Here is a 25,104-nt window from a genome sequence, read left to right as displayed (position 1 = left end):
TTTCTAATGGTAGAATGAATTCCTTCTCTGTCATTGGTTTTTTAAGAGAATTTTAGGAACTTTGGAGGAACGGATATTGAAAGATAAAATCGCAAACGGACTCAAAACAGTTTCTTTCCTTTCTTTCGGTTTATTTCTATTCAGTTTTCCGTTGTCTGTAAGTGTATCTCAAATTTTCGGAGCAGTTACGATTCTAACCAGTTATCCTTTGTTTTTTTTAGAAAAAGAATCGAAACAAATTTGGAAACAAATTCAAACTCCTTTCTGGATTTTTTTAGGAATCTATATTCTACTTTTCTTATCTTCCATTTTACAAGCGGAAAGTTATTCTCCTTTTTTTAAAAAATTTTTAAAACAATCAGAGTCCGGGGATTTTTGGATGTTACTTATTTTTCCAGCATCCTTTCTAATTACATCCGTAGAAAAAAATCAAAAAACCTTAAGAAAATTTTTATTCATATCGGCGACCATCACAATCCTTCTGGGTTGTATCAGTTTGTTTTCAGAAGTTCGTATTGGAAAATTTGTAGCTAACGGATTTAAATACGCACCAGGAGACAGACTACAACATTTTTCCGGAAGTATAGGATCAATCAAACTCTATCTTCCTATCGGAATGATGAATACACACCTAACGTTCGGAGGAATTTTAGGACTTTTTTTACCCGGACTTTTTATGGATTGGATTCAGTCCTTTCAACAAAAAAGAAATTTCACCCTCGGATTAAAAACATTGTTAGTATTTGCAGGATTTATAATACTATTTTTCAACCAAAGTAGATCCGTTTGGTTAGGAGTAATGTACGTTTTGTTTTTACTCATATTATTTTTAAAAAAACATTTACCTAAGATTTCCCTAAAAACCAAAATAATTGCCGGTTTAGTTTTGATTTCTATTTTTTTATCTACGGCATATTTTTTCAGAAACAATTGGTTGATCCAAAGATCAATTTCTCAAATATTCCAAATTCATAATACAGAAAACCAAAGATATTATATCTATAAAAACACAATTCCTTTAATAAGTAAACACTGGCTCATCGGAATAGGAGGAGGAAACTATAAAAACTTCCATTGGAAAGAATCTGCAAACATGATCGAAAAAGAAGAACAACTCTGGTATGAACTTTATATCACTCCTAGAGGACACGCACATAATGATCTTCTACATTTTATAGTAACGGGAGGAATTTTTGCTGGAATTTTGTTTTTACTTTTTTGGGGAAAATTATTTTGTTCTTTTTTTCAAAACGATTATAACACCAAAAACAAAATTTCTATACTTACAATTGGAGTTTTAAGTTTATTTCCGGCAGGATTTTTTCAGTGTTATCTGTTAGACGACGAAGTAGTTTTACCATTTTTTGCATTTTGTGGAATTTTTTTAGGAGGAAAATTCTCGCTTTCAAAAGCTTCCTTTGACAAAATCGCAGAAAACAAATTACAAATAAACACCCAGGTTTCAAAAATTTCACAATCCAATCATATATTCAAAATATTGAATTTATTTTTGAATCGATTTATAATTTTTAAAACGAACAAGCACAATTTGGAAAAAGAAAATCAAAGTATTTCGTCCCATGATCCTCAGTTTTTGAATACAAATAAAACAGATACAGACTTTGATATAAAAAATGAACAAACCAATCTCTCAAATTCTACCGTTTCAATTTTTGATTTTTCTTTCTATAAATTGAAGAAAAAATTTCTACAAAACAAAAGAAGTTTTTCAAAAAAATTTGTATTCCAAAAGATAATTTTATATTTTAAAAAAAATAAAAACCCACTCATAAAAACAATTTGTACAATCTTTAGCCCAATGATTTTTTACTGGCTTTTTTGGATCCCACGTTTAAATTTAGAACCTCTGGAGGTATATAACAGAAGAGTAAGATCTTCGGATTCTACTTTAACTCATGAAGTACAAAAGAATATTCTAAAATACGAATTTTTTTCGGAAAAAAAAAATTTGGATATTTTTTCTTGGATCAATCTCAAACAAACTTTAAAATCGTCTTTTTCCGAAACTCAATTTTCCACCTTGAATAACTCTCAAGCATCATTACCTTTTCAAGTAGAAGGTTGTCTAACTCATCGTTATCCAAATCCCCCCAAACCTAGAAAAATTCCATTTAGTTTTATGATATACGTTCTTGAAAATTCGATCAACCCTCCCAAATCTGCAAAGATTACGATCGTCACTAGAGATTCCTTCGACCAAGATCAACTCTATTGGGCGCATGGAGAGGGAGATTTAGGAACCATTTCTGTGAATTTACAAAAAGGAAAAAATCAAATCCTAATTCCCAATTTTCTAATGAATACAACTCCGAAAGAATTTCCAGAGGGAGTTTTTTTTCGTGATTTTAGAATCAGTTATTCGGGTTTTAAGAAGAATGAAAAGATTGAAATTCCCAAACTCTATTTTGGAAAAATTTGCGATACGGTGATTTCGATGGAAGAATGATAAAACGCATTTTAGGAATCTATGCGAAATTGGAATTCGAAAACTCTATTTCCAAACGAAGCTTACTTTACTTCATTCTCCCATCGTCCCCGCTTCTTTTTCCGGTTAACAATTGCAAAGATAACAACCCAGCATCGGCATCGACTGGGTTTTCAGGCCAGGCACAAAGTGCATGTGAAAAGAAGTAAAGTAAAGATTCTTTTTGGGAGTTTTTTTGAAGAGGATGATAAAGCCATACATTCCCGTACATTGTAATTGGAGATAAAATTTTACTTCCATCTTTTATCCGATTCCAGCCTTCAGAATCCTCACCATATTCCTCTAGCAATTCTTCTCGGGTGTTTTCCCAATCCCAATCCTCTTCCCCTGGCTCAAAAATATCAGTCCCGCCTAAACGAAAATTAGTACTATACTCATCTAAAAATTCATGACGTTTTACCAATTTCTGATACGACTCGGGCCAATTTTTGTACTTCGATAATTGAGTTGCAGGCGGGGAAGCCGCAAGATGTTTATCATCTGTAAATTGAATGCTTAAACATTCATTCCAGATTGTAACCTCTTTCACAGTAAGCATCCATTCCTCTAAAAATTCTTTGGCGTTTTCTGAGAGATAAGAAAAATGCTCCACCAATGCCTTTTGCACGTTCTGTGAGTTTATAATTTCCTGCCATTCCTTTATATAATCCAAAACTATACCCCATTAGACAATTTCAGCTTTGATATCCGTTTTTTTTACAAAACAGACGTTTAAGTTGTGAATTAAATTCTTTTTATTAGGTTATCCTCAATGTGAATTGAGGAAATTTTGATGGTACCTGGAGCGAGACTCGAACTCGCACGAGATTGCTCTCACAGGATTTTAAGTCCTGGGTGTCTACCATTCCACCATCCAGGCAAGAAGCGACGTGTGTTTAGGCGTCGCCCGGATTCGAACCGGGGATCAAGCTTTTGCAGAGCCATGCCTTACCACTTGGCCACGACGCCGTTATAAGGTATAATTTTAAGAGAAAGATCAGTGTCAATAGAAAAGTCTTTATGAAACAAAGAAGAATTTATTTTTATCGGTTAGACGGAAGAGGAAAACTTTATCATGATTCTTCCGAACTGAAAGATCCAGAGTTTTTGGATTTTTTTATTTCTAGAATTCGCAAGAACAACACAGGAGAATATTTAGAATTTCCCTATATTTCCGTTTGTAACGGAGAATGGAATTTCATTCAACCAGTGACTACGATTTTTGTTTTTCGAAAATTAGAAAATGGCAGACTATTTTACTCCCCCGGTTTATCCGTTTCTTTTCAACCAGAGAACTTGAAAGTTTTTCAAGAATCGATAGTACATCCCGCTCCACTTTTAGGAGAATGGGGTTCTTTTTCCAGCGAACTGTTGTTAGACTTTTCAAAGAAAATCTTTCAAAGAGAAAATGAGCTAATCTTTGAATATCTTGGAAGCGAATTTTCGATTTTACAGAAAACGTAAAAATTTTTCAAAATGAAGTATTGTGAATTTTATAGCAAAACGGTCAGCATGTGAAAAACGCTTGGTAATGCTCGTATAGTTTTTGAGTAAAGTTTTATTTTGAAATAGAAATAACGTAAACTTAGAACTAAATTTATTTCTAAATTAAATCATTGAACAACTAGGTTTGCCGACGTTATGTTTCCAAACGTCTGTGTACGAAAGGATTTTAAATCAAGTCGTAGTTAGGCGACGCTTGTTTTCCTAATCCTGCATTTTTCGAAATTCTGTCATTCCCATTCAATCGTTCCGGGAGGTTTATTTGTAAGATCAAAAAACAGATAACGAATTTCAGGAATTTTTAGAATTTCTATTTTAATTTCTTGTAAAATAGAACGCTCCATCCGAAAGAAGTTAGCAGTCATTGCTTCCTGAGATTCCACTGGACGGAGTACAATACTCTTTTCATTTTCCTTTTCTCCAATCGGAAGTAAAACTACTGGCATCTGCCAGATTTTATTATAAAGCCCCAACTTACGAATCACGGATTCAACTATAAAATCAGCTTCACGGAGTAAGTCGGAACATTTTTTATCCAACTGCATTCCAGTAAATTGAAAGTTCAGTTTTTTAAGATCTGATTCGAAAGGTAAAAGAACCACTCGATTGATAAAGGAAAATCGGTTTGAAAGATAAGTAGCTACACGGTCTAAAGTGTTCCAATCCGTTTCAATGTCGTTTAACGCAACGCAGTTGGCGTAAGACCTTCTGTCCCCTTTAACGCCTACACTTGCAACTGGAAGGATTTTTCCGGACAACCCACCTTGAGTTGCCAGATAAGAATCGATTTCCAATTGATCTTTTTCAGTTACTTTTTTTTCCACTGCAAGCATACGAACCACAAGCCCCGGTCCTGGAAACGGATGACGACCTACCCATTCTGATTCTAAACCCAGAAGCACACCTAAATCTCTTACCTCGTCCTTATAAAGATCTCGAATTGGTTCTATAACTTTTCCTTGTTCAATCAATTTCTGAATCGCTTCTACTCGATTGTGATGCGTTTTAATGGTATGAGAATGTTTGGTTCCACCGGATTCGATCGTGTCTGGATAAATCGTACCTTGGCCTAAAAGCCAATCTCCGTGTTCCAGATCCAAATCTTTTACTGCGCGATTCCTAGCTTCTAAAAATAAATTACCTACAATTTTTCTTTTTTCTTCCGGATCAGATTTATCTTTTAAATTTTCGTAAAAAAGTGAGGATTCGTTTCTCACCGTTAGGTGAATGTTCTGAAGAGTTAATTTTTTTTGAAGAGGAAGTACTTCTTCTTTCCTCATAAAACCGGTATCAATTAAAAAGCCTAAAACTCTTTCAGCACCAAGAGCCTTACACAAAAGAAGATAAGAGACCGTGGAATCCACCCCACCAGAAACGAGCATAAAAATTTTCTGTTCTGGTTGAACTGTTTCTTGAATCTCTTTAATTTTTTCCTTTAAAAACTGATCGATCCCCCAAGTTTTAGAAACCCCACAAATTTGAATAAAATTATCTAAAAGAACTGAACCTTTTTCACTATGACTAACTTCCGCATGAAACTGGATTCCAAAAATTTTCTTAGATGAATTTTCAACAACCGCATAACCACAGTCTTTAGAAGAAGCGATTTTAGAAAAACCTTCTGGAAGTTTAACCACTTCATCCGCATGATTCATCCAAACTCTTTCTCCCCCTACAAAATTTTTTAAAATAGAATTTCCATTGGTTCCATGAAGTTGTAAAGAAGCAGGACCGTATTCTCCCGTTCCAGAACGTTCTACAACTCCACCTAATAATTTTATAATGAGCTGATGACCATAACAGATTCCAAGTATAGGAATTCCTAAATTGAAAATCTGAGTCGAAATCATAGGAGAGTTCGATTCATAAACGCTTTCCGGACCACCAGAAAGAATGATACCTGAATATTTTTGATAATTAGAAACTGGCTCTTCGTTAGAAAGAATTTCCGTATATGCCCCAAGTCTTCTAATTCTAGACGCAATTAAATGAGCGTATTGTCCGCCAAAATCAACCACAGCGATTTTTTTATGGATAACCATTCTACCTCTTTGGGACTTTGTTATCGATTCGGGAAAAAGAATTTTCGCAATGACAAGATCAAAAAATCTGGTTATCAAGGAACTATCCATGAAAACGAATCATTCAGAAATCTACGACGGAAGACAGGATCATATTCCCTCTTTACAAACTCCCGAGATCGAATCTTTCACCAATGTTTACGAGGGAAAAGATTACACAATCGATTTTACAGTTCCTGAATTTACTGCAGTTTGTCCCAAGACAGGTCTTCCTGATTTTGGCGTGATTTTAGTTTCCTACATTCCTAATAAACGATGTATCGAACTTAAATCCTTTAAAGAATATATCTTAAGCTACAGAAACGTAGGTATCTTTCACGAATTTTTAGTGAATAAGATCTTAGAAGACTTAATTAACTCGATAGATCCCAAATATATCAAAGTGATCGGAGATTATAACGCCAGAGGTGGAATTAAGACGATCGTAACCAGAGAATACACAAAACCTTAATCGGAATTTAAAGCGACATGGATTCCATTACGTTTTTAGGATATATTGCGTCTTTATTGACCACAATTTCTTTTTTACCTCAAGTCATTCGAATTTTGATGGGTGGTAGCACAAAGGACATTTCCAGAAACATGTATATCGTTCTTGTAACGGGTGTGTTTCTTTGGTTTATTTACGGATGTTTAAAACAGGATTTTCCGATCATTTTGGCAAATGCATTTACCTTTCTTTTTGCTGCGGCTATACTTTATTTCAAACTAAGGAACGACTCCAAAGGAAAGTAAAAAATATATCGGTGAAACATGAGTTTTTATAGTCATCAAAGTTTGAAAGAGTATTTTAGAATCATCGAATATTATTAAGTTCAAATCTATTTTTATAAATATTGTATTTAAATTTTATAAAGTTAAAATAGAAAAGCCCTAGTTTTTTCTTACAAAAAAACTAGGGCCTAAACTTACTGAGGTTTAACTTGATCTTTCAGAGACTTTCTAGAATTTTCCAGAGCTTCTTTTTCTTTATCAATACCTGATTTGATATTTTTTCTTTCTTCATCCGCGGCGTTTTTAATGGCTTCCTTTTCAGCCTTACCGGATTCTTTGACCTCGTCTACCATTCTACGATTTTCTTCTTTAGTCGCGTTAATAAGTTCTTGGTTTCTTTGTTTTTGTTCTTCCAAACCTTGAAGAATTCTTTCTTTATTTTCTTTAAAGTCTTTTAAGATTTCTTCGATTCTTTGTCTTTGCTCTTCTGTTATAGACTGAACAGTAGCAGAATCTTCTTGTAATTCTTTCAGTTCTTCCTCAGAAAGTTTTTCCTCTTTTTGACTTTTACCGTCTGAAATTACTTTTTCACCTGCGTCTGCAATGTTATTTTGATCGGGACTATCGTTATCCGTTACCTCTACAGAACCTTCGGAAACGAGAGTTTCTGTATTAGACCCGTTCACTTCTACTTGAAAGTCAGTACCACGAACCGCCGCGGTAGAAGTAGGAGTTGTAATTTTAAATCCAGAAGATTTATTTAACTTAGTACCAACTTTAGAGAATATCTTTCCTTTGTTGAGACTAATATCGGAATAAATTTCAGCGTTTTTAGAATCTACATAAATTTTGCTTAAAGTAAGTATTGTGTTTTCTTTTATACGAATGATAACTCCATCCATCAACTGAATGTCCGCATAAGAATCTTTAATGGTTTCAATTTTATCTTCCGGTAAAATAAATTCAGAAAGTCCTACTTTTTTTAATTTTCCGGCCTTATCATAAAGTTTAACACCACCTTTGATAAAAGTAAAAACCCCACCTTGTAGATCTTCCTTTTTAGATTTTGTACAACTGACTAAAAATAATACGATCAGTACAAAATAAAAACCTTTCTGGATCATTTCAGTTCTCCTATCTATAAATTCTTTCCGGGCAAGGTAACATAAAATTCATTGTAAGTCCACAGTTTTACCTGTTTTTATCATTCACGAAGTAGATTCAGATTTTATAAGATTGAATCTACTCCATCAGAAAAGGACTTGCCGTCTAAAGAATGATTGGAAAATTGAACTTGAAACCTGTTTTTTAAGCGACCGGGACGAATTGACCCAGGAGAATCGAAAGCCTATGGCGACTAAAATTGCGTATGTAGACAAGGACAACTGCACTTCCTGCAATCAATGTGCAGACAATCTTCCGAAATACTTTCAAATGGACGACAACGATACTTCAGAAACCCATATCGGAGGAGAAATGATTAACCAAGCTCCAATTCCTGAAGAAGACTGGAAAATTGTTCAAAAAGAAATGGATGAATGCCCAGGCGAATGTATTCAGTGGAAAAAATAATTTTTAAATAGAACTCTAATAAAGCGACTTTACATCTAAATTCTTAAATTAGATTGAAAGTTCGTAAAATTCCAAGGCGGTTTTTAACCGCCTTTTTTATTAGTATTTATCTTATAACCGAAGAAAAAACTAACGTGAGTTTAACATAAGAAAATCTAGATGAACTTACTTTAATACCTTTTAACTTAAGTTGCCAAAAAACTTAAAAAAATCGATTCAAATCATTTTAAATAAGTTCATTATAAAATATAATAATTTGAGATTTTAGGACGGACTTTTACTGAGAATCGCATAATAAGTTGTCGAAAATTTAATTTCTAAGTATCCAATTGATTCACAAATTCAAAGTAACCTATGATGCAGAAATTAGTATTTCCTAAGACTGGGATTCAAATTTTACATAAATGCCAGAACGAACCCCGTCTAATGTAAGTTTTACGTAAAAAAATTCTAATATTCTTGTTCGGAACGTGTAGAACCCAAAAGTTCATCCGGAATATCTTCTACTCTTTCACCGATTTGAATCGCGAGTCTACTTCCCACTCTTCCAGGAAGACATTTGAACTTTTTTCTTTCTCCCACTTTTACAATCATTTCTGATCTTGTGGAAGTATTTTCGAGTTTCACAACATCTCCAATAGAAAGGTTCATAAAGTCATTAATGGAAACGTCCACAGATCCAACTTCTGCAATCAAAGGAATGGCTACCTGATCCAATCTTTCTTGAATCACAGCGCGGTTTTCATCTAATTCTCCCTTACGAATGGAAGAATACCAATATTGTGCAGACAATTTATTGATGATCGGTTCGATCGTGATATAAGGAATACAAAGGTTCGTCATCCCTTCCACTTCTCCGATTTTAGTTTCCAGAGTGATTAAAACCACCATGTCGTTTGGGGGAACTACCTGTGCAAATTGTGGGTTTGTTTCAATGTTTCCAAGTCTAGGTCTTAAGTCGATTACGGTGGACCATGATTCTCTCATGTTTCCTAAAATCCTTACGATAATCCCTTCCATTACGCTCATTTCTATTTCAGAAAGTTCTCTGGAAATTTTTGCCTGTTCTCCTTTACCACCAAACAAACGATCGATGATTGTAAAAGAAATGGAAGGATCAATTTCTAAGATCGCAGAACCTCTCAGAGGATCCATGTTGATTACTGCAAGTGTGGTAGGATTGGGAATCGAACGGATGAATTCTTCGTAAGTCAACTGATCCACAGAAGCAACGTGAACCGAAACAAGCGCCCTTAGCTGAGCCGAAAGCCCTGTGGTTGCAAGACGCGCAAAGGTTTCATGCATCATTTGTAAAGTACGGATTTGGTCTTTTGAAAATTTATCCGGACGTTTAAAATCGTAGATCTTTACTTTTTTCTGTTCAGAAACGGAAGCATAATCCGATTCACTTACTTCACCGGAACTAATGGCGCTTAGTAATGCGTCAATTTCATCTTGGGATAAAATTTCTGTCATTTTTTTACCTTTGCTACTAAGTTAGACACTTTCCAAAAACCTCCCTGTTCATCTGGAACTCTTCGGAGAGTGTAAGTATATTCATATTTGGCACGAAGACGGTTCAGTCTTCTTTCTACAAAAACAGTTACTTTTGCCAAGCCAGGCGAAACGGATTCTGTATTTAAAATTCTATAGGAATTCAAAATACCGGCTCTGGATTCAGTAAGATAACGTTTAAAATTCTCTAAAAGAAAATCTCTTTCGGACTCTTCAGAGCGATTGTATTCTTCCGCATACTGATCGTAACTTTGTACGTATTCTGGAAAATAAATCCATTTAAAATGATGAACCCAATTTTTTTTCTTTTCAGAACCTAAAAATAAATGAATCACTTCTTCCGGTTCCAAACCGTCCACGGAAGGATCTTTTTCCGGAATAGAAGTAAGAACTGGTTCGTTATGTTTTTCTTCATAAAAGAAATAGGGCTGATTGCGAGAACGAATAAAAAGCGCAGGCATTTCGTGAATATTTGGATGAAAATAAGCAGTCACAAAATATTTTTTTCCAGGATTCAAATCGAAGCGAGAATTCAAATCGATTTCTTTAGAAAATACCTCGTCCTTATGAAGGATGATTTCTTTGATTTCTTTTCCTTCTAAGGACTGAACCATATTTCTTCGTTTTGATTCTGTTCTTTTTTCTTCATCCCGTTCCGAAATTTGATTTCCGTCCTCGTCCCGAACCACAATTCGATAAGATTCTAAATCTCTTCCAGATGGAAAAATTCGAACTACCTCATCCCCCGTGTTTGTAATAGACATTTTTACCGGAATTCTATCATTTTCTCGGTAGTGGATTTTTTTCAAATCTAAGGTAATGATTCCCTGTTGTTTGAGATAGTTTTCGGATACAGAACCTCTTGCGTCCCGTTTTGGAAATGAAAATAGAATCGAAGGAACCAAGAATAAGATTACAAATAAAACACGGATCATTCTGGTTTATTTTCGGCAAATTTTCCTAAAACCCACGAAAAAATACTCAAAGTGATAAGATCCGAAGTAAAAGCGTGGTAGTTAGATTAGTATGTTTCTTGAGCATAAAACAGATCACGTCTCACCAAAGTTCGCAAATATGATGTGACGATTTCTGCAGAAACTATAACATTTAATGAACGTGATGAGTAAGGAATTCATTTTTCTCAAAAAAGCTGGGATTTGAACCTTGCAGATCGATTCTTAAACGTGGGAACTATCACAAATGACGATTTTACGAACAAATTCTAAAATTGTAGGTACTCATACTTTTAGAAAATTTTTCTCATTTTATTACTTCACACTCATATTTGATTAGAAATTTCTAAAGGATAATGTTATGCTTTTGGAGCTTTTGCGTCTTCTACAATCATTTCCGCAATTCGGATCAATCTTTTAAGAATCATTTCTACTTTATCATAATCTTCGTAACAAGAAACGAGTTTTTCCATAGGAGGTTGAATGAGAGAAATTGCTTTTGAAGAAAGCATCAAAGCTGATACATTGTCTTCGTTTAACAGATTCAAAGATTCTAATTCGTTTAGAAACCGATTGATTTCTTTAATGAGAGCCTCATCTCCTATATCGTTTTTTTCGAAAAAGGATTCAATTTTTAGAATATAATCAGTGAGAACCTGTTTGATCCTCGCCTCGTCGTCGGTCGGTTTTCTTTTTGCAGTCAAAGAATTAATCGTTCCGTATTTCGACATTGCAGTTTCGTAAAAAGAATGCACTTCCTGTCGTTTGGAGTGAATAATTCGAAAAATTTTTATAATCCCGACCAAACGGTTCGGAAGATTTTTTCCTTCGCTCGTTTCCAAGATTGAAGTTCTGGATTCCTCATCATGAGCAGGAAGTACAGACAGACATTCTAAAATACGATCAGTACTAGAACCGGGTGAATAATTCGCCAGTTCATGGATCACCGCTAAGTAATTTTTTGCCTGAGTTTTATCCTTTGCAAAAGTCATTGTGGGGTTGTAGTTACGTTTCTTTTATCTACGATGAGTATTTTTTTAATTGTAGTTTTGGAATTACCAGTCTTTACGATTTTATCCACTACATCCTCTCCAGTTACTAACTGACCAAAAACGGTATGAAGTCCATCTAAATGAGGTGTATCCACTTGATTGATAAAAAATTGGGAACCGTTCGTATTAGGTCCGGCATTTGCCATTGCTAAAGATCCTTTGATTGCTTTATGAGACTTTAAAATTTCATTATATTTATATCCAGTTCTAAAAAGAATTTCTAAAACGGATAATTTTTTAGCGTCTTCAAATGCTTTTCCGATCAATTCTCTTTTAGCTTCTGCCTCTTCCCTATTTTTAATCTGAAGTTCACTGGCAACAACTCTCTGTAATTGATATTGATAATAAGGAGATTCTCCTGCTTTCATTTGATCAAGTCCAAGTGATTTTCCGTTAATTTCATCATCAAAACGATAGCCTGGACCTCCAGTTCCATCTCCGTTTGGGCAACCCCCTTGGATCATAAAATTTTCAATCACTCTATGAAAGGTTAAGCCGTCATAAAAAGGTTTTTTTACTTTTTGTCCGTTTCTAGATAAAAATTCTTTTTCACCCTGAGTTAAATCAATAAAATTCTGAACCGTTTTAGGAGCGTCTTTATCAAATAACTCAAGCACCATCGTTCCTTGAGTAGTCAAAAATATAGCGTAAATCGCAGGCTTTTCCGGCAAAGGAACAACAGCAGTGTCCGGCCTTGGAACCACTACAGAAGAAGCGGTATAAGCTTCTGGTTGATATTTGGTTTGAGTAAACTGATTTCGATTACACGCTAAACAACAAACAAGTGTTAATATTCCAAAAATAATTCTCATAAAAACAATCTTTCTGCTTCCTTCAAAGAATCCAGCGCAATTTTTAACTGCTCCTCCTGTCTTTTTTTAGAAGTTCCTCCATAAGAAATTTTTTTATCTGCAGAAAGAGAAAGAGAAACCGCTTCCTCATACTCCTTTCCTACAAAGTGTTTTGAAATTAAAATTCGATCCGATTCTGGTAAATCGAATAATGTTTTTTTCTGTTTTACACAAACTCCAACAAGAGTCCCTACCAGTTCATGAGCCGTTCGAAAAGGAATTTTCTTCTCGTTTACAAGAAAATCAGCGAGATCCGTCGCGGTCGCAAATCCATTTTTTAAAGAAACTTCCGCTCTTTCAGGAATCCAAATCCAACCTTCGATCATTTCTCGAATACCCTCTAAACTGATCTGAACGGTTTCAATCGAATCAAACAGAGCTAACTTGTCTTCTTGCAAATCTCGGTTGTATGTAGAAGGTAGACCTTTGAGCATTACTAAAAGATGATTTAGATTTCCGATCACCCTTCCCGATTTTCCACGAATGAGTTCAGCAATATCTGGATTTTTTTTCTGAGGCATGATAGAAGAACCGGTCGTAAGAGAATCAGGCAGTTTTAAAATTCCAAATTCTTGAGAAGAATAAAGAATAATATCCTCACAAATCCTTGAAACGTGGATCATCAACTGAGTGCACGCAAATAAGAATTCTAGAATATGATCCCTACTGGAAACCGCGTCCATTGAATTCGGAGATACTTTAGAAAGTCCTAATTCTTTTTTCAGAAATTCTCTGTCAGTAGGATAATTCACACCAGCCATTGCTCCAGAACCCAGAGCCAATTCTTCCGAAGCCTTAAATGCAAAATGAAAAAACTCCTGATCTCTTTCCAAAGCCCAAAACCAAGAAAGAAGATATTGAGACGCACGAATGGGCTGTGCTACTTGTAAATGGGTATAACCAGGTATGATTATATCTAAACTCTGTTTCGCTTTTTGATAAAGAGAAGATCTAAGATTGATAATAGATTTTAGAATTTCTTTTCCTTGATTAAGAATATAAAGTCTTACGTCTTGAGTAACTTGATCGTTTCTGGATCGTGCAGTATGTAATTTTTTTCCGGTTTCACCAATTAGTTCCGTTAGACGAAACTCTATGTGCATATGAACGTCTTCTAATTCTGATTTAAATTCGAATTTTCCTTCTTCAAATTCGGTTTTTATCTGCGCGAGAGCGGTTTCTATTTTAGACAATTCTTCTGAATTTAAAATTCCGATCTGTTTTAACATTCTTGCGTGTGCAATACTTCCTTGAATATCTTCTTTATAAAGTTTATGATCAAAGAATATAGATTGTCCGATCCTTTCTAAAATCGAAGAGGTTTTTTCTTGAAATCTTCCACCCCAAAGTTTTTTTTCTTTTTCAGTCATGATGATCTTTACCAGATTATTTTTAATTACTCTTTCTGATACTCTTCTTCCAAGTTTTGAATCCAGTTTTTCAAAACTTCTAATTCTTCTTCGGTGATTTTTGCAGAAGGATGTAGAAGAATATAGTCAGCAGGAGGCATTTCTCTTTCTTCAAGAACTTCTAAAATAGAATCCCCTTTTGTAGATTTTTCTTTTTTGCTCAAAAGTTCCCATTCCGAAAAATTGAGTTCCGTTTTACCTTCTTCCACGTGGTGATATAAGTAAACGTTGATCGGAAAAATTTTAGAATACCAAGGCCAACGAGTCAGATCAGAATGACAGTCATAACAAGATTGATTCAATATCTTTTTGACTTCATCCGTAGTTTGAATTTCGTTTTGATTTTTTCCTTGAGGAGGACGTAGAGGTAGAAATTGTAAAAGTAAGATCGTTACCGCGGACACAATAGAGAAGAGAAATTTCTTTTTCATATCTTTTTTCTGGATAGTAACCTTTCTTTTCTATTTTTTTTAAATATAAAAAACAGATTGAACTTTGAAAAAAATTTACGAATCTTTCTACTTTAGAAAATAATCTTTCATGTTTGATTTTATTTCCAATCTACCTACAATTACAACACTTTGGGTCGGAGGCGGTGTTTTATTAATTTTCGCTGAATTTTTTATCCCGGGAACGTTTGTAGCTTTTTTAGGAACTTCGGGTATTATTACCGGGATTGTTGTTTATTTTTTTGATATTTCCATCGGTTGGCAACTTGGACTTTGGGTTATTCTTTCCGCGTTATTGATTTATGTAGGAAGTGCTACAATTCGAAAAATTTTTCCGGCTCAAATAGAACATTCCATTCCGAAAAACGATGAGGTAGGAAAACTAGTCCCTGTAGTCAAAGACATTCTTGTAGAAAGAAGAGGTGGAAGAATTCTTTTTCAAGGAGTTGAATGGGACGCCGTTTCTAAAAAATCCAGAATTCCCAAAGGAAACAAAGCTAGAATTTTAAGCCGAGACAATCTTACATTCTTTGTAGAACCTTTGGAACTTCCGGAAGAGTAATTCTAATTTAAAATAAAAAAGGAGATTTTATGTCTGCAGGGTTTATGTTCACGTTATTTTTTATAGCGCTGATTTATCTGATTCGTAAGACGTTTATCGTAGTTCCAGAACAGTATTGTTACGTAGTAGAACGGTTGGGGGTTTTCAAAGGTGCTTTAAAAGCAGGGTTTCATTTTCTTTGGCCAATCATAGAAATTGTGAAATACAGACAAAACCTAAAAGAAATTGCGATCGATATTCCTCCTCAGATGTGTATTACGAAAGATAACGTTTCTATCTCTGTAGACGGAATTCTTTATTTGAAAGTAGTAGATGCGTATAAGGCGTCTTATGCGATCGAAAACTTTATGTTAGCGACTCAACAACTCGCCCAAACCACTCTTCGCTCCGAAATCGGTAAACTCATTTTAGACCAGACCTTTGCAGAAAGAGACGATATTAACTCACACGTTGTGCGTGCTTTAGATGAAGCAACAGATCCTTGGGGAATCAAAGTCACAAGATATGAAATTAAAAACATATCTCCACCAAAAGAAATTCTTCACGAAATGGAAGAACAGGTAAAAGCAGAGCGAGTAAAACGAGCAGAGATTACCATTTCGGAAGGAGAAAAACTTTCTAGGATCAATCGTTCTGTAGGAGAAAGAGAAGAAGCGATTAACATCTCTGAAGGGGAAAAGATGAAAAAGATCAACGAAGCAGAAGGTAAGGCTTTAGAAATCGAACTGATCGCCGCCGCAAAAGCAAAAGGTATTCGTATGATCGCAGAATCAATTTCCAAAGAAGGTGGAGAAGAAGCGGTTAATTTACAAATCACGGAAGACTATTTAACTGGACTTGGAGAAATTTTAAGAACGTCTAAAACTACAATTCTACCTGCGGAACTAGCCAACATAGCGGGGGTATTTGAAGGACTTTCCAAAGTAACGGGAAAGTTACCTGAAATCAAAACACAGAAAGAGAAGGAAGGTCAATAAAATGGAAACGTTTCAAACCACATTTGTAATTATATTCTGGACTTTATTTGGAATTTATTTTACATACAAACTCTATCGTTCCATTCGAATCGTTTCCGCTCAAGATTGTATCGTAGTCGAAAAATTTGGAAAATACAGCAGAACCTTACACGCTGGACTTCATCTTCTTTGGCCATTTATCGAAAAAGATTCGTATCATCATACTTTGAAAGAACAAGCAACGGATGTTCCTCCTCAAACCTGTATTACAAAAGACAACGTAAAAGTAGAAATGGATGGAATTCTTTATTTAAAAGTATTAGATCCTTATAAAGCGAGTTACGGAATCAACGACTATCAGTTTGCAGCCTCTCAACTTGCACAAACTACGATGCGTGCCATCATAGGAACAATGGATTTAGACGTTACGTTCGAAACAAGGGATGCGATCAATAATAAAATTTTAGAAGTATTGGATCAAGCCACAGAACCTTGGGGAATTAAAGTGAATCGTTATGAGATCGTAAACATTACTCCTCCTAAGTCCATCTTAGAAGCGATGGAAAAAGAGAAAAAAGCACAGATTTCCAAGAAAGCGCAAATTTCACTTTCGGAAGGAGATAGAGATGCAAAGATCAATCGGTCTCTAGGTTTTAAAGAAGAAGCGATCAATAAATCTGAAGGAGAAAAACAAAAAAGAATCAATGAAGCAGAAGGGGTTGCCAAAGAAGTAGAATCAATCGCAACTGCAACCGCAAAAGGTATCGAACTCATCTCTCAATCCATTCGTTCTCAAGGAGGAAAGGATGCGGTCAAACTACGAATCGGTCAAAAGTTTATCAAAGAATTTGAAAAAATCTCCGGTAAAAAAGCGGAAGTAGTACTTCCTTTGAACCTAACTAACTTTCGCTCGATTTTAAAATCCGTTTTAGGAAATACAGATCAGAAAAATTAAATCTACAGTAGTTCCTATTTAACTTGAATTCGGCTGAGAATAATTTCCTAAAAGTATGAGTTCCTACACTTTCAAAATTTGTTCGTAAAATCATAGTTTGGTGAGAATTCCCACATTTTAAGAATCAATCTGCAAAATTTAGATTTGAGTCGATTTTTTTTTACGAAAAAATAGAACCGAATTCATAGGGGCTTTTGAGCAATTCAACAATCAATTTAGTTGTTGAACTTATAAAAAATGGTAGTTCCCACAAAATTCCAATTTTTCTAAAAAATGCGGGAACTACCACATAAAACACAGGTTCTTTCTATAGAACACTCTATCCATTTTTCTACAAAAAACAAAATCGAATGTTGGGATTCATACAAAAATTATAATAACAAAGAATACTCAAAAATATAAATCATAGGTTTCTGTGGGAACTACTACATTTATGGTAACAACTAAAAACAGCCATCATGAAGTTGGAGCGATTTTTAAAGCCTTCTACTTTGATCTACAATCTCCGTAATTTGAATCCCATAAAAGTCATCCATTGCAACCAGTTTCCCTCTTCCTACCAAACGACCATTCGCAAGAATATCTAAATCCTCTCCCACGTTTTTATCTAATTCTACGACAACACCTTCGTTCAAACCGTTGACGTCTTTGATAAACATATTTGTCCTACCTAACTCCACAGTAAGAGCCAGATTTACATCCATGAGTAAATTTAAATTTGTGGATTGAGACGGAGAAGACTGACGAGAGGTCTGCCTAGGTGCTGCGGGCGCAGGAGTCGGAGAAGGTCCCAAGGCGGCAGAAATATCTGCAAAAGAAGGAGAATCGGTTCCGGAACTATCCCCTCCACCCCCAGCCGCTTTTCCTCCTTCACTTCCGAGGAGAGAATCTAACTCTCCACTCAGGTTGAAATCGGAACCATCGCCGCCGCCAGTAGGTGCCGCAGCTTCTCCACCGCCACCAGTTAAAAGTGCGTCTATATCCTCTTGCGAGAGTGACCCTTCTCCCATTTTTTTTTCTCCTTCACAAAACCGATAGTAAATAAATCGACAGAATCATAGATTCCTACAAGAGTATTTTCAGATTGAAACGAGGTACTTTCCATTTTGAGTTCCCCCTCCACTCCTAAAGAAACAACCCTTTCCGAAGTAGATTTTACAAAAACAAAAAGTTTTCTGCATGGAGAATTGAGTACACTCGGTTTTTCCAACGTAGACCTTCCAACAATTACTTCGGAAAAAAAAGATCTTAAGATTGAATTTACTGTCACTTCCATCTCTAAAGCGGCTCTACTAGATTGTTTTCAGATTCTTAAAAATCATATTGAAAATTTAAGAATCCATACCTTCGAACCCGGCTATTATTGTATTCAAGCATTGAATGAAAACCTGTTCGAAACAAAAAACCTTTTGGACACGATTCGATTTCGATTCTATTCCGGAAGAACTAAAAATCGAGTCGAAATCACCAAAAAAGGAGATTTTACAAGAGAAGAATTATTTGCCATACTTGGTCTTTTTCAATTCTTAAAATCGGAAAAGAGTATTGAAACCGCAAAACCGGAAGATCTTTTAGCTTCTCTGGGAGTAGAAGTCTTTCATCCAACAAACACGGAAAAAAACGGAAAATCCATTTCATTTGATCAAATAGCAGGATATGAAGGGGTCAAACAGCAAATCCTGGAATCGATTATTCTTCCTTTAAAAAACCCGGAAATTCTCACCGAACTTTCTAAACTGACTCGAAAATTTCCAAGCGATACAAGACCCAGGGCCGTTCTTTTTGAAGGAGATCCAGGCGTCGGAAAAACTACAATGGCTCGGGTTGTTTCTTGTATGACCGGACTTCCTCTCATTTACGTTCCAGTAGAATCAATTATGAGTAAATACTACGGGGAAAGCGCCCAAAACATGGCTTATGTATTCGATGCAGCCGCTCTTTTTCCGAGTTGTCTTATTTTTTTGGATGAAATTGATTCTCTGGCAGGAAACAGAGAGGAAGGTATGTTCGAGGCTACTAGAAAAATTCTTTCGGTTCTTTTACGTAAGATAGACGGTTTTACTAGCCAAAGAAATTCAATCACAATTGGAGCTACAAACCGAAAACAGGATTTAGACCACGCACTTCTTTCCCGATTTGATCGAACCATTTATTTTCCTTTACCCGATTTAGAAGAAAGGTCCCAAATTTTAGAAACTTACGCGGTCCATCTCTCTAAAACTGAAAGGAGGCGGATCTCTGAAGGTTTAATCGGACATTCCGGAAGAACGATTCGGGATTTTTGCGATTTAATAGAAAGAAAATGGGCTTCTTATTTAATCGAAAAAGGATTGAAACCCGTCCCGCCACCCTATGAGCTGTATCTGGAAAATACCTCCAAATCCGAGAAATAATCTTGGATTTTTGAATAAAAAATAATGTGTTCATTCAATCTGGAGTCTATTATTCCGATAATACACATAGGATTTTATAACCTCCGTGTTATAGGATTCAAATATCCGCTTACTAAGGACAAGGGGAAATGAAACTTCAAAAGCTATTTTTAGCAGTTTTAATCGCAATTTCGACCGCGGTATTTTCTCAGCAAAATTCCGGATCCGATCAAAAATCACAGCCTTCCAGCGCTCAATTAGGCCAGTCCATTTTGGAAACTGAGAAAAAACTAGACGAAAAAATTTTCGAACTGAATCAAAGACTAACACGTCATACGGTTCTTATGAAAATGAAAGTCAGAGTTCTTCCTTTTAGAACGGTTCTGTTTAAAGGAAAGGCAAATAACGACGAATGTACACCTGCAATCAACCAGGAAGACCCGGCAAATAATTGCATTCGTGTCGAAGTTTACGACTTTATTCGAGACGAAGAAAGAGGTTTGAACAAAAACGTTCAAGGGGCTCTTGCGAAATATATGGAGATCTACTTTGAAGGTCAAAATAGTAACGATCCAGAACCGAGAACAGAACCTCCTAGAAACATCAATAAACTGAAATCTAAGATCTACAAAAACAACATGGTATTAGAAGATAAAATCATATCCGAAGTGATGGATAGAGGACCAAACACTCAACCATCTCACAACGATAAGGTGGAAGTTTTCTTTCAAAAAGACAATTACCCAGAGTATGGTCGCCCTGAAACCCCAGCTGAAAAAGGTGTGGGTAAATACATTCTCGCAGGTGTAGAAAATACAAAAACCAATCCGATCCGGAACTCTTTCAAAAAAGAATTTTATATTAAACATCTGGATCAGTTTGACAGACTCTTTACCAAAATTTTCGATTATAACGATCAGTTAGGAAACGAAAACTACAAAGAGAACGTGGACGCCTTAAAGGATTCCCTCCGCTATTAAAAAGTGCGAACCATTCTCCCTTGTCCCCGATGCCGGACGGAACTCAGAATCCCAATCGATTTGGGAAAACTGACCGTTCGGTGTCCGCGGTGTTATGAATCATTTTTATTCGACCCAGAAATAACTCGTTTACAGGGTTTTGAAAAAAATTCTAAAGAAGACAATCCATATCTCAAAAGTTCCATTCGTTTATTTTGGGAAAATTTAAAACAAACACTTTTGAATTTCAAATCTAAATTCAAAAATTCGCATCTACTTTATCAAACCCCAGGTAAAAAACTTGCTAGAAATTTTTTATTATTACTTTTAGCGATTGGAATCGTTCGCACTTGTTTTTTTTCTCCGTTTGAGAATTTGCAAAATTCAAATCCGTTTCCAGATCCTTCGGAAACTCAACCTCAAGAAATTCAACCGGAAGAACAACAACCTATTCCCAAGTTTGAAATTTAATACGATTTTTCCTTTTGAATCTACTCATATGTAAAAAAGAATGGAGAATTGAAAAATCAGATCTATTTTCTATCCAGGATCCTAAAAAAATAAATCATATATGCAATATTTTGAATAAACGAGAAGGAGATCGTTTAAAAGCGGGACTGATAGATACAGATATAGGACAATTCTTTCTTGAAAAAATTACTAAGAATCAAATTGTAGGAACCTATAAAAAAATTTTAGTTCCACGCCCCCGCTTTCCGGAAGTCCATATTCTAATGGCAATCAACCGACCTCCTACAGTTCGAAAAATTCTTCAGTTAGCAGGAACTTGGGGAATTACCTCGATTCATTTTTTTATCAGTAAGAATTCTAGAAAAGATTATTTAACCTCTCCCATTTGGAATCAAAATGAAATCGAATCTGAACTTTTAGAAGGTATGGAACAAGGAAAAAATATATTTCTTCCTAAAGTTTGTTTCGACTTTCAAAATCAAATCGAAAATATTCTTACAAAAAAACTAAAAATGTTAGATTTTACATTTCGTTTTATTTTAGATCGAAAAGGTTTTACTTTTACTGAGATATTTGAAGAAAAAAAATTAGATTCAAATTTTAGAATATATTCTAAAACACCTCGTATTTTAGCCGCGATCGGTCCGGAAAGTGGTTTTATTCCAACCGAAATTAATTTTTGGAAACGTTTCAATTTTAAAAAACTAAATCTTTCCGATCGAGTTCTTCGTACCGAAACCGCTTTTGCGTTTTTACTCGCAAGACTTGAAGAGAAAACACTTTTTTAAAAAGATAAACCGCCGGAAAATAATATCTTCTGTTCGTCTTGGGCTTCATATTGACTGGAAGTCGTATCATAAACCCATTTACGTATATTCTGAAGCCTTACTGTTATAAGCCCTAAATTGATCGCCAATTCCAAGGCTCCTTGAGATCGATCATCTAATTTAAAAGCTTCTTTATTTTGATCAAAAGCTTTTTTCATATAATACCCATTAATGAGAAACATACTTCCAAACGGAATATAAACTCCTAAAAACACTCTAGAATTATTTGGTCCGGAATAATTTTCGTAATTTGATTCAATCGCAAATCTATAAAAGTTGAATAATACAGTTGTAAAATGTCCTTTTACCTTAGGCCCATCTGGATCGGCTAATTTTGCAGCTTCTAACTTGGTCTGCGGAATGTGGCTTTGTAAATTACTCTGAAACCTTTCCAGTTCGTAAAAACTATCAAAATACATAGGAATATACGTTGAAGTCATATTTCTATATTCAGGTTTTATTTGTACATAAATGTCTTTTCCACCCAATCGAAGAATCGCTCCGTAATGTGTACCTTTTGCATTTTCTATCTGTTTGATTTTATTTACGTCATAATAGGGAGTCAGTTCTATGTATTTCGCGCTGAGTAATTTGTATTCGAAATCGAAACCAGTAATCGCAAGTCTTTCCGTGGACTTAACAAGTGGATTATCATTTTCATCCACTCTCAATTTTCCGGTTGTATCAAACTTAAGTTCCGAAGGAGCTTTGGTATCAAATGCGGTTGTATAACCAATTGCAAACCGGTTGACCCAATTATCTTGATTGAATATTTCTTTTAAATTTTGAGGTTTTTCCGGTTTTTTATCAGCAGGAATCATTTCTTCTTTTTTTTGCTGCGTCTTTTGATCCTCAATCAAAGCACGATAAGATTCTTTTTCTTCTGCCCCTACTTCTTCATAAACTTTTCTTCTTCCAGCTTCGTCGGCTACGTTTCCTTGTGCAATTGTCATCATCGTCAAAAATTTGGACCGACCGGTAACAATATCAAAAAGTTTATATCCAACAGCAAAGGGTCTGATATAAACCCTTGCCGAGCTGACTTCTCTCGTATAGATTGAATTGGAAAATACCTGCACCCCTCCAAAGTCGCTATTCATATCAGCTTGAAGACCTACGTTATACACATCCAAACGCTGGTTGTTTACGTACCGGTTCACGATTGTTCCGTGACCTATATAACCATCGAACATCTTACCTAAATATGCAGAATATGTAATTTCTCCGGGAGTATATTTTCCATACTGACCAAACCAAATATTGTTGATCAATCTAAGATAATCGCTTTTGTCATTGTAATCGAAAGACCTAAGTTTTCCGATCTTAGAATTTTCTTGTTTTGGTTCTGTATCGTAGATCAAAAAATTTAAAGGTAAAGTTAGAGAGGCTCCGAAATCGCCTCCGAAGTTTAAATTGATGGTAGGCGCTACATAGAGATAATAATCTTTCTGGTATTTATTGATCCCAAGGTCATAAGTAAACGGTTCGGTGGGATGCATATACTGTCTACCTGGTGGAATCCAGAGTTGCGCTTGAATCCCAGTTTGGATTCCAAAGAAAAAAAATAAAAATACGAAAAGATATTTAGAACGTTTGGTCATGTCGATTGATTTAAACCGAAAATTCCTTAGAAACTCCCGCTACACTCTCCTTATAAATAAGTCTTACTTAATTTTCGGAAAGAAACAAAAGTTAATCCTAAAAATTCAACCCGTTTCAACCTCATTAAAGCGACTTTATGGTCTTAGGTGTTAAATAGAATCAAAAACGACTAGAATTGCAAAGGAAATTTTTTTCAATCTTATTCGCACAAACAGAATTCAATTTCAATATAACGGATTTTAGTTTGACTTCTGTGTAAAAATTCTCAAAATACGAAAAAGGAGAATGAATATCTAAATGCCTAGAAATTATAAACCAGAGACAATTGCGCTCCACGGAGGTCAATCTCCAGACCCTTCCACTTTATCTAGGGCAGTTCCAATTTATCAAACTACATCCTATGTGTTTAAGAACACTGAACACGCAGCTAAACTTTTCGGCTTACAAGAATTCGGAAACATCTATACAAGAATTATGAATCCCACCACGGACGTTCTGGAACAAAGAATCGCCGCCTTAGAAGGTGGAGTAGCCGCACTTGCTACTGCTTCCGGTCAAGCGGCAGAAACTCTCGCACTACTGAATATAGTAGAAACTGGTCAAGAAATTGTTGCCTCGTCTTCCCTCTACGGTGGAACTTATAACCTTCTTCATTATACGTTTCCTAAATTAGGGATTAAGGTTCATTTTGTAGATCCTTCCGATCCTGAAAATTTTCGCAAAGCGGTCAACGATAAAACCAGAGCGTTTTATGCAGAAACATTAGGAAATCCTAAATTAGATACTTTGAATTTAGAAGCGATCGCAAAAGTCGCACACGATTCGGAAGTTCCTTTGGTAATAGACAATACCTTACCTTCTCCCTATTTAGTCAATCCGATCGAACACGGTGCAGATATTGTAGTTCATTCTCTAACTAAATTTTTAGGAGGACATGGAACTTCAATCGGAGGTATTATAGTAGATTCCGGTAAGTTCAATTGGGGGAATGGAAAATTTAAAAACTTTACAGAACCGGACCCTAGTTATCACGGTTTAAAGTTCTGGGAAGTTTTTGGTAAATTCGAACCGTTCGGTGGAGTGAATATCGCCTACATCATCAAAGCAAAAGTACAAGGACTTCGTGATACAGGTGCTTCTATTTCTCCTTTTAACGCCTGGCAAATTTTACAAGGTGTGGAAACTCTTCCTCTGAGAATGCGCAAACATTCTGAAAATGCTCTTGCAGTCGCGGAATATCTGATCAAACATCCTAAAGTATCCTGGGTAAACTACCCAGGTTTAAAAACGGATAAGAACTTCTCTCTTGCAAAAAAATACCATAAAAAAGATCTTTATGGTGCCATTTTAGGTTTTGGGATTAAAGGTGGAGTTGTAGAAGCTAAGAAATTTATAGACGGACTAGAATTATTTTCTCTTTTAGCAAACGTAGGAGATGCAAAATCTTTGGCGATCCATCCAGCGTCTACGACTCACCAGCAGTTGAATCCAGAAGAACAACTTTCAGCCGGAGTTACTCCGGACTTCGTTCGTCTTTCAGTCGGTTTAGAAAATATAGAAGACATTCTATTCGATCTAGAGGAAGCTCTAAAGAAAATTTGATAGAAAAGAAATTCTTATTTTTTGTATTCCAAAGTGTCTCTTTTATCCATCTATAAAAAGTAAATGTTTAACAATAAAACAATAACTTAAATGGAGTTTAATCTCAAATTGATCGTACAAAAGTTTTAATCTACTCAAATGAAATTTAATCTGTGGCAACTCATACATTTACTATATGTTGCAAAACCAGTTTCTTTTGAAATTTTAACTTAAT

General features: G+C 35.3%; 24 protein-coding genes and 2 tRNA genes. 13 read left to right on the top strand and 13 right to left on the bottom strand.

Going from position 1 to position 25,104, the window contains the following annotated elements; translation table 11 throughout:
• Window positions 1-76: 76 nt before the first annotated feature.
• Complete coding sequence (locus LEP1GSC059_RS19550; protein WP_020981173.1) at window positions 77-2,467, top strand: O-antigen ligase family protein; 2,391 nt, start codon at window positions 77-79, stop codon at window positions 2,465-2,467.
• Window positions 2,468-2,534: 67 nt separating this feature from the next.
• Here the strand turns inward: LEP1GSC059_RS19550 and LEP1GSC059_RS19545 are convergent, their stop codons facing one another.
• The 3 genes from LEP1GSC059_RS19545 to LEP1GSC059_RS19535 form a co-directional block, all read right to left on the bottom strand.
• Window positions 2,535-3,158, bottom strand: coding sequence for a hypothetical protein (locus LEP1GSC059_RS19545; RefSeq protein WP_020981247.1), 624 nt, complete (start codon window positions 3,156-3,158; stop codon window positions 2,535-2,537).
• Between the two features lie 121 nt (window positions 3,159-3,279).
• Window positions 3,280-3,365 (bottom strand) — tRNA-Leu (locus LEP1GSC059_RS19540).
• A gap of 18 nt (window positions 3,366-3,383) precedes the next feature.
• A tRNA-Cys gene (locus LEP1GSC059_RS19535) sits at window positions 3,384-3,454 on the bottom strand.
• Between the two features lie 51 nt (window positions 3,455-3,505).
• Here LEP1GSC059_RS19535 and LEP1GSC059_RS19530 point away from each other — a divergent pair.
• Window positions 3,506-3,949, top strand: coding sequence for a DUF4505 family protein (locus LEP1GSC059_RS19530; protein WP_002178412.1), 444 nt, complete (start codon window positions 3,506-3,508; stop codon window positions 3,947-3,949).
• Window positions 3,950-4,218: 269 nt separating this feature from the next.
• On the opposite strand, the gene guaA is transcribed toward LEP1GSC059_RS19530, so the two are convergent.
• Window positions 4,219-6,030 (bottom strand): glutamine-hydrolyzing GMP synthase, encoded by a 1,812-nt coding sequence (gene guaA, locus LEP1GSC059_RS19525; protein ID WP_020981198.1) that lies wholly within the window; start codon window positions 6,028-6,030, stop codon window positions 4,219-4,221.
• 88 nt (window positions 6,031-6,118) lie between these two features.
• Between guaA and queF the strand changes: the two genes are divergently transcribed.
• Window positions 6,119-6,520: a preQ(1) synthase gene (queF, locus tag LEP1GSC059_RS19520; RefSeq protein ID WP_002178395.1), complete on the top strand. Its 402-nt coding sequence runs from the start codon at window positions 6,119-6,121 to the stop codon at window positions 6,518-6,520.
• A 17-nt stretch (window positions 6,521-6,537) separates the two neighbouring features.
• The gene (locus tag LEP1GSC059_RS19515; protein WP_002178327.1) at window positions 6,538-6,804 is read left to right on the top strand and encodes a SemiSWEET transporter; all 267 of its coding nucleotides are present in this window, start codon (window positions 6,538-6,540) and stop codon (window positions 6,802-6,804) included.
• A gap of 173 nt (window positions 6,805-6,977) precedes the next feature.
• Here the strand turns inward: LEP1GSC059_RS19515 and lsa33 are convergent, their stop codons facing one another.
• Entirely contained in the window at window positions 6,978-7,907 is a 930-nt protein-coding gene (gene lsa33, locus LEP1GSC059_RS19510) for a surface adhesin Lsa33 (protein ID WP_002178406.1), read from the bottom strand.
• A 226-nt stretch (window positions 7,908-8,133) separates the two neighbouring features.
• On the opposite strand from lsa33, the gene LEP1GSC059_RS19505 reads away from it, so the two are divergent.
• Window positions 8,134-8,355, top strand: coding sequence for a ferredoxin (locus LEP1GSC059_RS19505; protein ID WP_000201605.1), 222 nt, complete (start codon window positions 8,134-8,136; stop codon window positions 8,353-8,355).
• Window positions 8,356-8,805: 450 nt separating this feature from the next.
• On the opposite strand, the gene fliM is transcribed toward LEP1GSC059_RS19505, so the two are convergent.
• The 6 genes from fliM to LEP1GSC059_RS19475 form a co-directional block, all read right to left on the bottom strand.
• Window positions 8,806-9,831, bottom strand: coding sequence for a flagellar motor switch protein FliM (gene fliM, locus LEP1GSC059_RS19500; protein ID WP_000136083.1), 1,026 nt, complete (start codon window positions 9,829-9,831; stop codon window positions 8,806-8,808).
• Window positions 9,828-10,805, bottom strand: coding sequence for a hypothetical protein (locus LEP1GSC059_RS19495; protein ID WP_002178372.1), 978 nt, complete (start codon window positions 10,803-10,805; stop codon window positions 9,828-9,830). Before LEP1GSC059_RS19495 ends, fliM begins: the two co-directional genes overlap by 4 nt.
• A 377-nt stretch (window positions 10,806-11,182) precedes the next feature.
• On the bottom strand, window positions 11,183-11,815 hold the full coding sequence (locus LEP1GSC059_RS19490) for a hypothetical protein (protein WP_002178341.1): 633 nt from the start codon (window positions 11,813-11,815) through the stop codon (window positions 11,183-11,185).
• Entirely contained in the window at window positions 11,812-12,687 is an 876-nt protein-coding gene (locus tag LEP1GSC059_RS19485; protein WP_017214870.1) for a peptidylprolyl isomerase, read from the bottom strand. The genes LEP1GSC059_RS19490 and LEP1GSC059_RS19485 overlap by 4 nt, the downstream gene beginning before the upstream one ends.
• A complete protein-coding gene (gene argH / locus LEP1GSC059_RS19480; RefSeq protein ID WP_020981215.1) occupies window positions 12,684-14,096 on the bottom strand; it encodes an argininosuccinate lyase in 1,413 nt (470 codons plus the stop codon). Before argH ends, LEP1GSC059_RS19485 begins: the two co-directional genes overlap by 4 nt.
• Window positions 14,097-14,122: 26 nt before the next feature.
• Window positions 14,123-14,566, bottom strand: coding sequence for a heme-binding domain-containing protein (locus LEP1GSC059_RS19475; RefSeq protein ID WP_017214867.1), 444 nt, complete (start codon window positions 14,564-14,566; stop codon window positions 14,123-14,125).
• A gap of 109 nt (window positions 14,567-14,675) precedes the next feature.
• Between LEP1GSC059_RS19475 and LEP1GSC059_RS19470 the strand changes: the two genes are divergently transcribed.
• The 3 genes from LEP1GSC059_RS19470 to LEP1GSC059_RS19460 are packed head-to-tail and all read left to right on the top strand — an operon-like array spanning window position 14,676 to window position 17,057.
• Window positions 14,676-15,146: an NfeD family protein gene (locus LEP1GSC059_RS19470; RefSeq protein WP_017214866.1), complete on the top strand. Its 471-nt coding sequence runs from the start codon at window positions 14,676-14,678 to the stop codon at window positions 15,144-15,146.
• 29 nt (window positions 15,147-15,175) lie between these two features.
• Window positions 15,176-16,123, top strand: a complete 948-nt coding sequence (locus tag LEP1GSC059_RS19465; RefSeq protein ID WP_002150986.1) for an SPFH domain-containing protein — start codon at window positions 15,176-15,178, stop codon at window positions 16,121-16,123.
• Between the two features lies 1 nt (window position 16,124).
• Window positions 16,125-17,057 (top strand): SPFH domain-containing protein, encoded by a 933-nt coding sequence (locus tag LEP1GSC059_RS19460; RefSeq protein ID WP_002178380.1) that lies wholly within the window; start codon window positions 16,125-16,127, stop codon window positions 17,055-17,057.
• Between the two features lie 476 nt (window positions 17,058-17,533).
• On the opposite strand, the gene fliN is transcribed toward LEP1GSC059_RS19460, so the two are convergent.
• Entirely contained in the window at window positions 17,534-18,067 is a 534-nt protein-coding gene (gene fliN, locus LEP1GSC059_RS19455) for a flagellar motor switch protein FliN (RefSeq protein ID WP_002178391.1), read from the bottom strand.
• A 96-nt stretch (window positions 18,068-18,163) separates the two neighbouring features.
• Here fliN and LEP1GSC059_RS19450 point away from each other — a divergent pair, with 96 nt between their 5' ends.
• From LEP1GSC059_RS19450 to LEP1GSC059_RS19435, 4 genes are all read left to right on the top strand, one after another.
• Window positions 18,164-19,450, top strand: a complete 1,287-nt coding sequence (locus LEP1GSC059_RS19450; protein WP_020981140.1) for an AAA family ATPase — start codon at window positions 18,164-18,166, stop codon at window positions 19,448-19,450.
• Between the two features lie 128 nt (window positions 19,451-19,578).
• The gene (gene fcpB / locus LEP1GSC059_RS19445; RefSeq protein ID WP_002178358.1) at window positions 19,579-20,409 is read left to right on the top strand and encodes a flagellar-coiling protein FcpB; all 831 of its coding nucleotides are present in this window, start codon (window positions 19,579-19,581) and stop codon (window positions 20,407-20,409) included.
• A 60-nt stretch (window positions 20,410-20,469) separates the two neighbouring features.
• The gene (locus LEP1GSC059_RS19440; protein ID WP_017214863.1) at window positions 20,470-20,859 is read left to right on the top strand and encodes a hypothetical protein; all 390 of its coding nucleotides are present in this window, start codon (window positions 20,470-20,472) and stop codon (window positions 20,857-20,859) included.
• 14 nt (window positions 20,860-20,873) lie between these two features.
• The gene (locus LEP1GSC059_RS19435; protein ID WP_020981186.1) at window positions 20,874-21,647 is read left to right on the top strand and encodes a 16S rRNA (uracil(1498)-N(3))-methyltransferase; all 774 of its coding nucleotides are present in this window, start codon (window positions 20,874-20,876) and stop codon (window positions 21,645-21,647) included.
• Here LEP1GSC059_RS19435 and impL63 read toward each other — a convergent pair.
• Window positions 21,644-23,287, bottom strand: a complete 1,644-nt coding sequence (gene impL63 / locus LEP1GSC059_RS19430) for a cytoplasmic membrane protein ImpL63 (RefSeq protein ID WP_017214860.1) — start codon at window positions 23,285-23,287, stop codon at window positions 21,644-21,646. The two genes, LEP1GSC059_RS19435 and impL63, sit on opposite strands and share 4 nt — an antisense overlap.
• Window positions 23,288-23,585: 298 nt before the next feature.
• Here impL63 and LEP1GSC059_RS19425 point away from each other — a divergent pair, with 298 nt between their 5' ends.
• Window positions 23,586-24,890 (top strand): O-acetylhomoserine aminocarboxypropyltransferase/cysteine synthase family protein, encoded by a 1,305-nt coding sequence (locus LEP1GSC059_RS19425; RefSeq protein ID WP_017214859.1) that lies wholly within the window; start codon window positions 23,586-23,588, stop codon window positions 24,888-24,890.
• The last annotated feature ends 214 nt before the right edge of the window (window positions 24,891-25,104 follow it).

Source organism: Leptospira noguchii serovar Panama str. CZ214, assembly GCF_000306255.2.
Taxonomy (GTDB): Bacteria; Spirochaetota; Leptospiria; order Leptospirales; family Leptospiraceae; genus Leptospira; species Leptospira noguchii.
Note: the sequence above shows the minus strand (reverse complement) of the source record. Positions and strands in the feature narration are given on the sequence as shown.

Coding starts and splice junctions, on each gene's coding strand:
- LEP1GSC059_RS19505 (WP_000201605.1), top strand. CDS start 8,134: ATGGCGACTAAAATTGCGTATGTAGACAAGGACAACTGCACTTCCTGC.
- LEP1GSC059_RS19475 (WP_017214867.1), bottom strand. CDS start 14,566: ATGAAAAAGAAATTTCTCTTCTCTATTGTGTCCGCGGTAACGATCTTA.
- LEP1GSC059_RS19485 (WP_017214870.1), bottom strand. CDS start 12,687: ATGAGAATTATTTTTGGAATATTAACACTTGTTTGTTGTTTAGCGTGT.
- queF (WP_002178395.1), top strand. CDS start 6,119: ATGAAAACGAATCATTCAGAAATCTACGACGGAAGACAGGATCATATT.
- LEP1GSC059_RS19490 (WP_002178341.1), bottom strand. CDS start 11,815: ATGACTTTTGCAAAGGATAAAACTCAGGCAAAAAATTACTTAGCGGTG.
- fliM (WP_000136083.1), bottom strand. CDS start 9,831: ATGACAGAAATTTTATCCCAAGATGAAATTGACGCATTACTAAGCGCC.
- lsa33 (WP_002178406.1), bottom strand. CDS start 7,907: ATGATCCAGAAAGGTTTTTATTTTGTACTGATCGTATTATTTTTAGTC.
- argH (WP_020981215.1), bottom strand. CDS start 14,096: ATGACTGAAAAAGAAAAAAAACTTTGGGGTGGAAGATTTCAAGAAAAA.
- LEP1GSC059_RS19465 (WP_002150986.1), top strand. CDS start 15,176: ATGTCTGCAGGGTTTATGTTCACGTTATTTTTTATAGCGCTGATTTAT.
- LEP1GSC059_RS19530 (WP_002178412.1), top strand. CDS start 3,506: ATGAAACAAAGAAGAATTTATTTTTATCGGTTAGACGGAAGAGGAAAA.
- guaA (WP_020981198.1), bottom strand. CDS start 6,030: ATGGTTATCCATAAAAAAATCGCTGTGGTTGATTTTGGCGGACAATAC.
- fcpB (WP_002178358.1), top strand. CDS start 19,579: ATGAAACTTCAAAAGCTATTTTTAGCAGTTTTAATCGCAATTTCGACC.
- impL63 (WP_017214860.1), bottom strand. CDS start 23,287: ATGACCAAACGTTCTAAATATCTTTTCGTATTTTTATTTTTTTTCTTT.
- LEP1GSC059_RS19460 (WP_002178380.1), top strand. CDS start 16,125: ATGGAAACGTTTCAAACCACATTTGTAATTATATTCTGGACTTTATTT.
- LEP1GSC059_RS19470 (WP_017214866.1), top strand. CDS start 14,676: ATGTTTGATTTTATTTCCAATCTACCTACAATTACAACACTTTGGGTC.
- fliN (WP_002178391.1), bottom strand. CDS start 18,067: ATGGGAGAAGGGTCACTCTCGCAAGAGGATATAGACGCACTTTTAACT.
- LEP1GSC059_RS19515 (WP_002178327.1), top strand. CDS start 6,538: ATGGATTCCATTACGTTTTTAGGATATATTGCGTCTTTATTGACCACA.
- LEP1GSC059_RS19495 (WP_002178372.1), bottom strand. CDS start 10,805: ATGATCCGTGTTTTATTTGTAATCTTATTCTTGGTTCCTTCGATTCTA.
- LEP1GSC059_RS19425 (WP_017214859.1), top strand. CDS start 23,586: ATGCCTAGAAATTATAAACCAGAGACAATTGCGCTCCACGGAGGTCAA.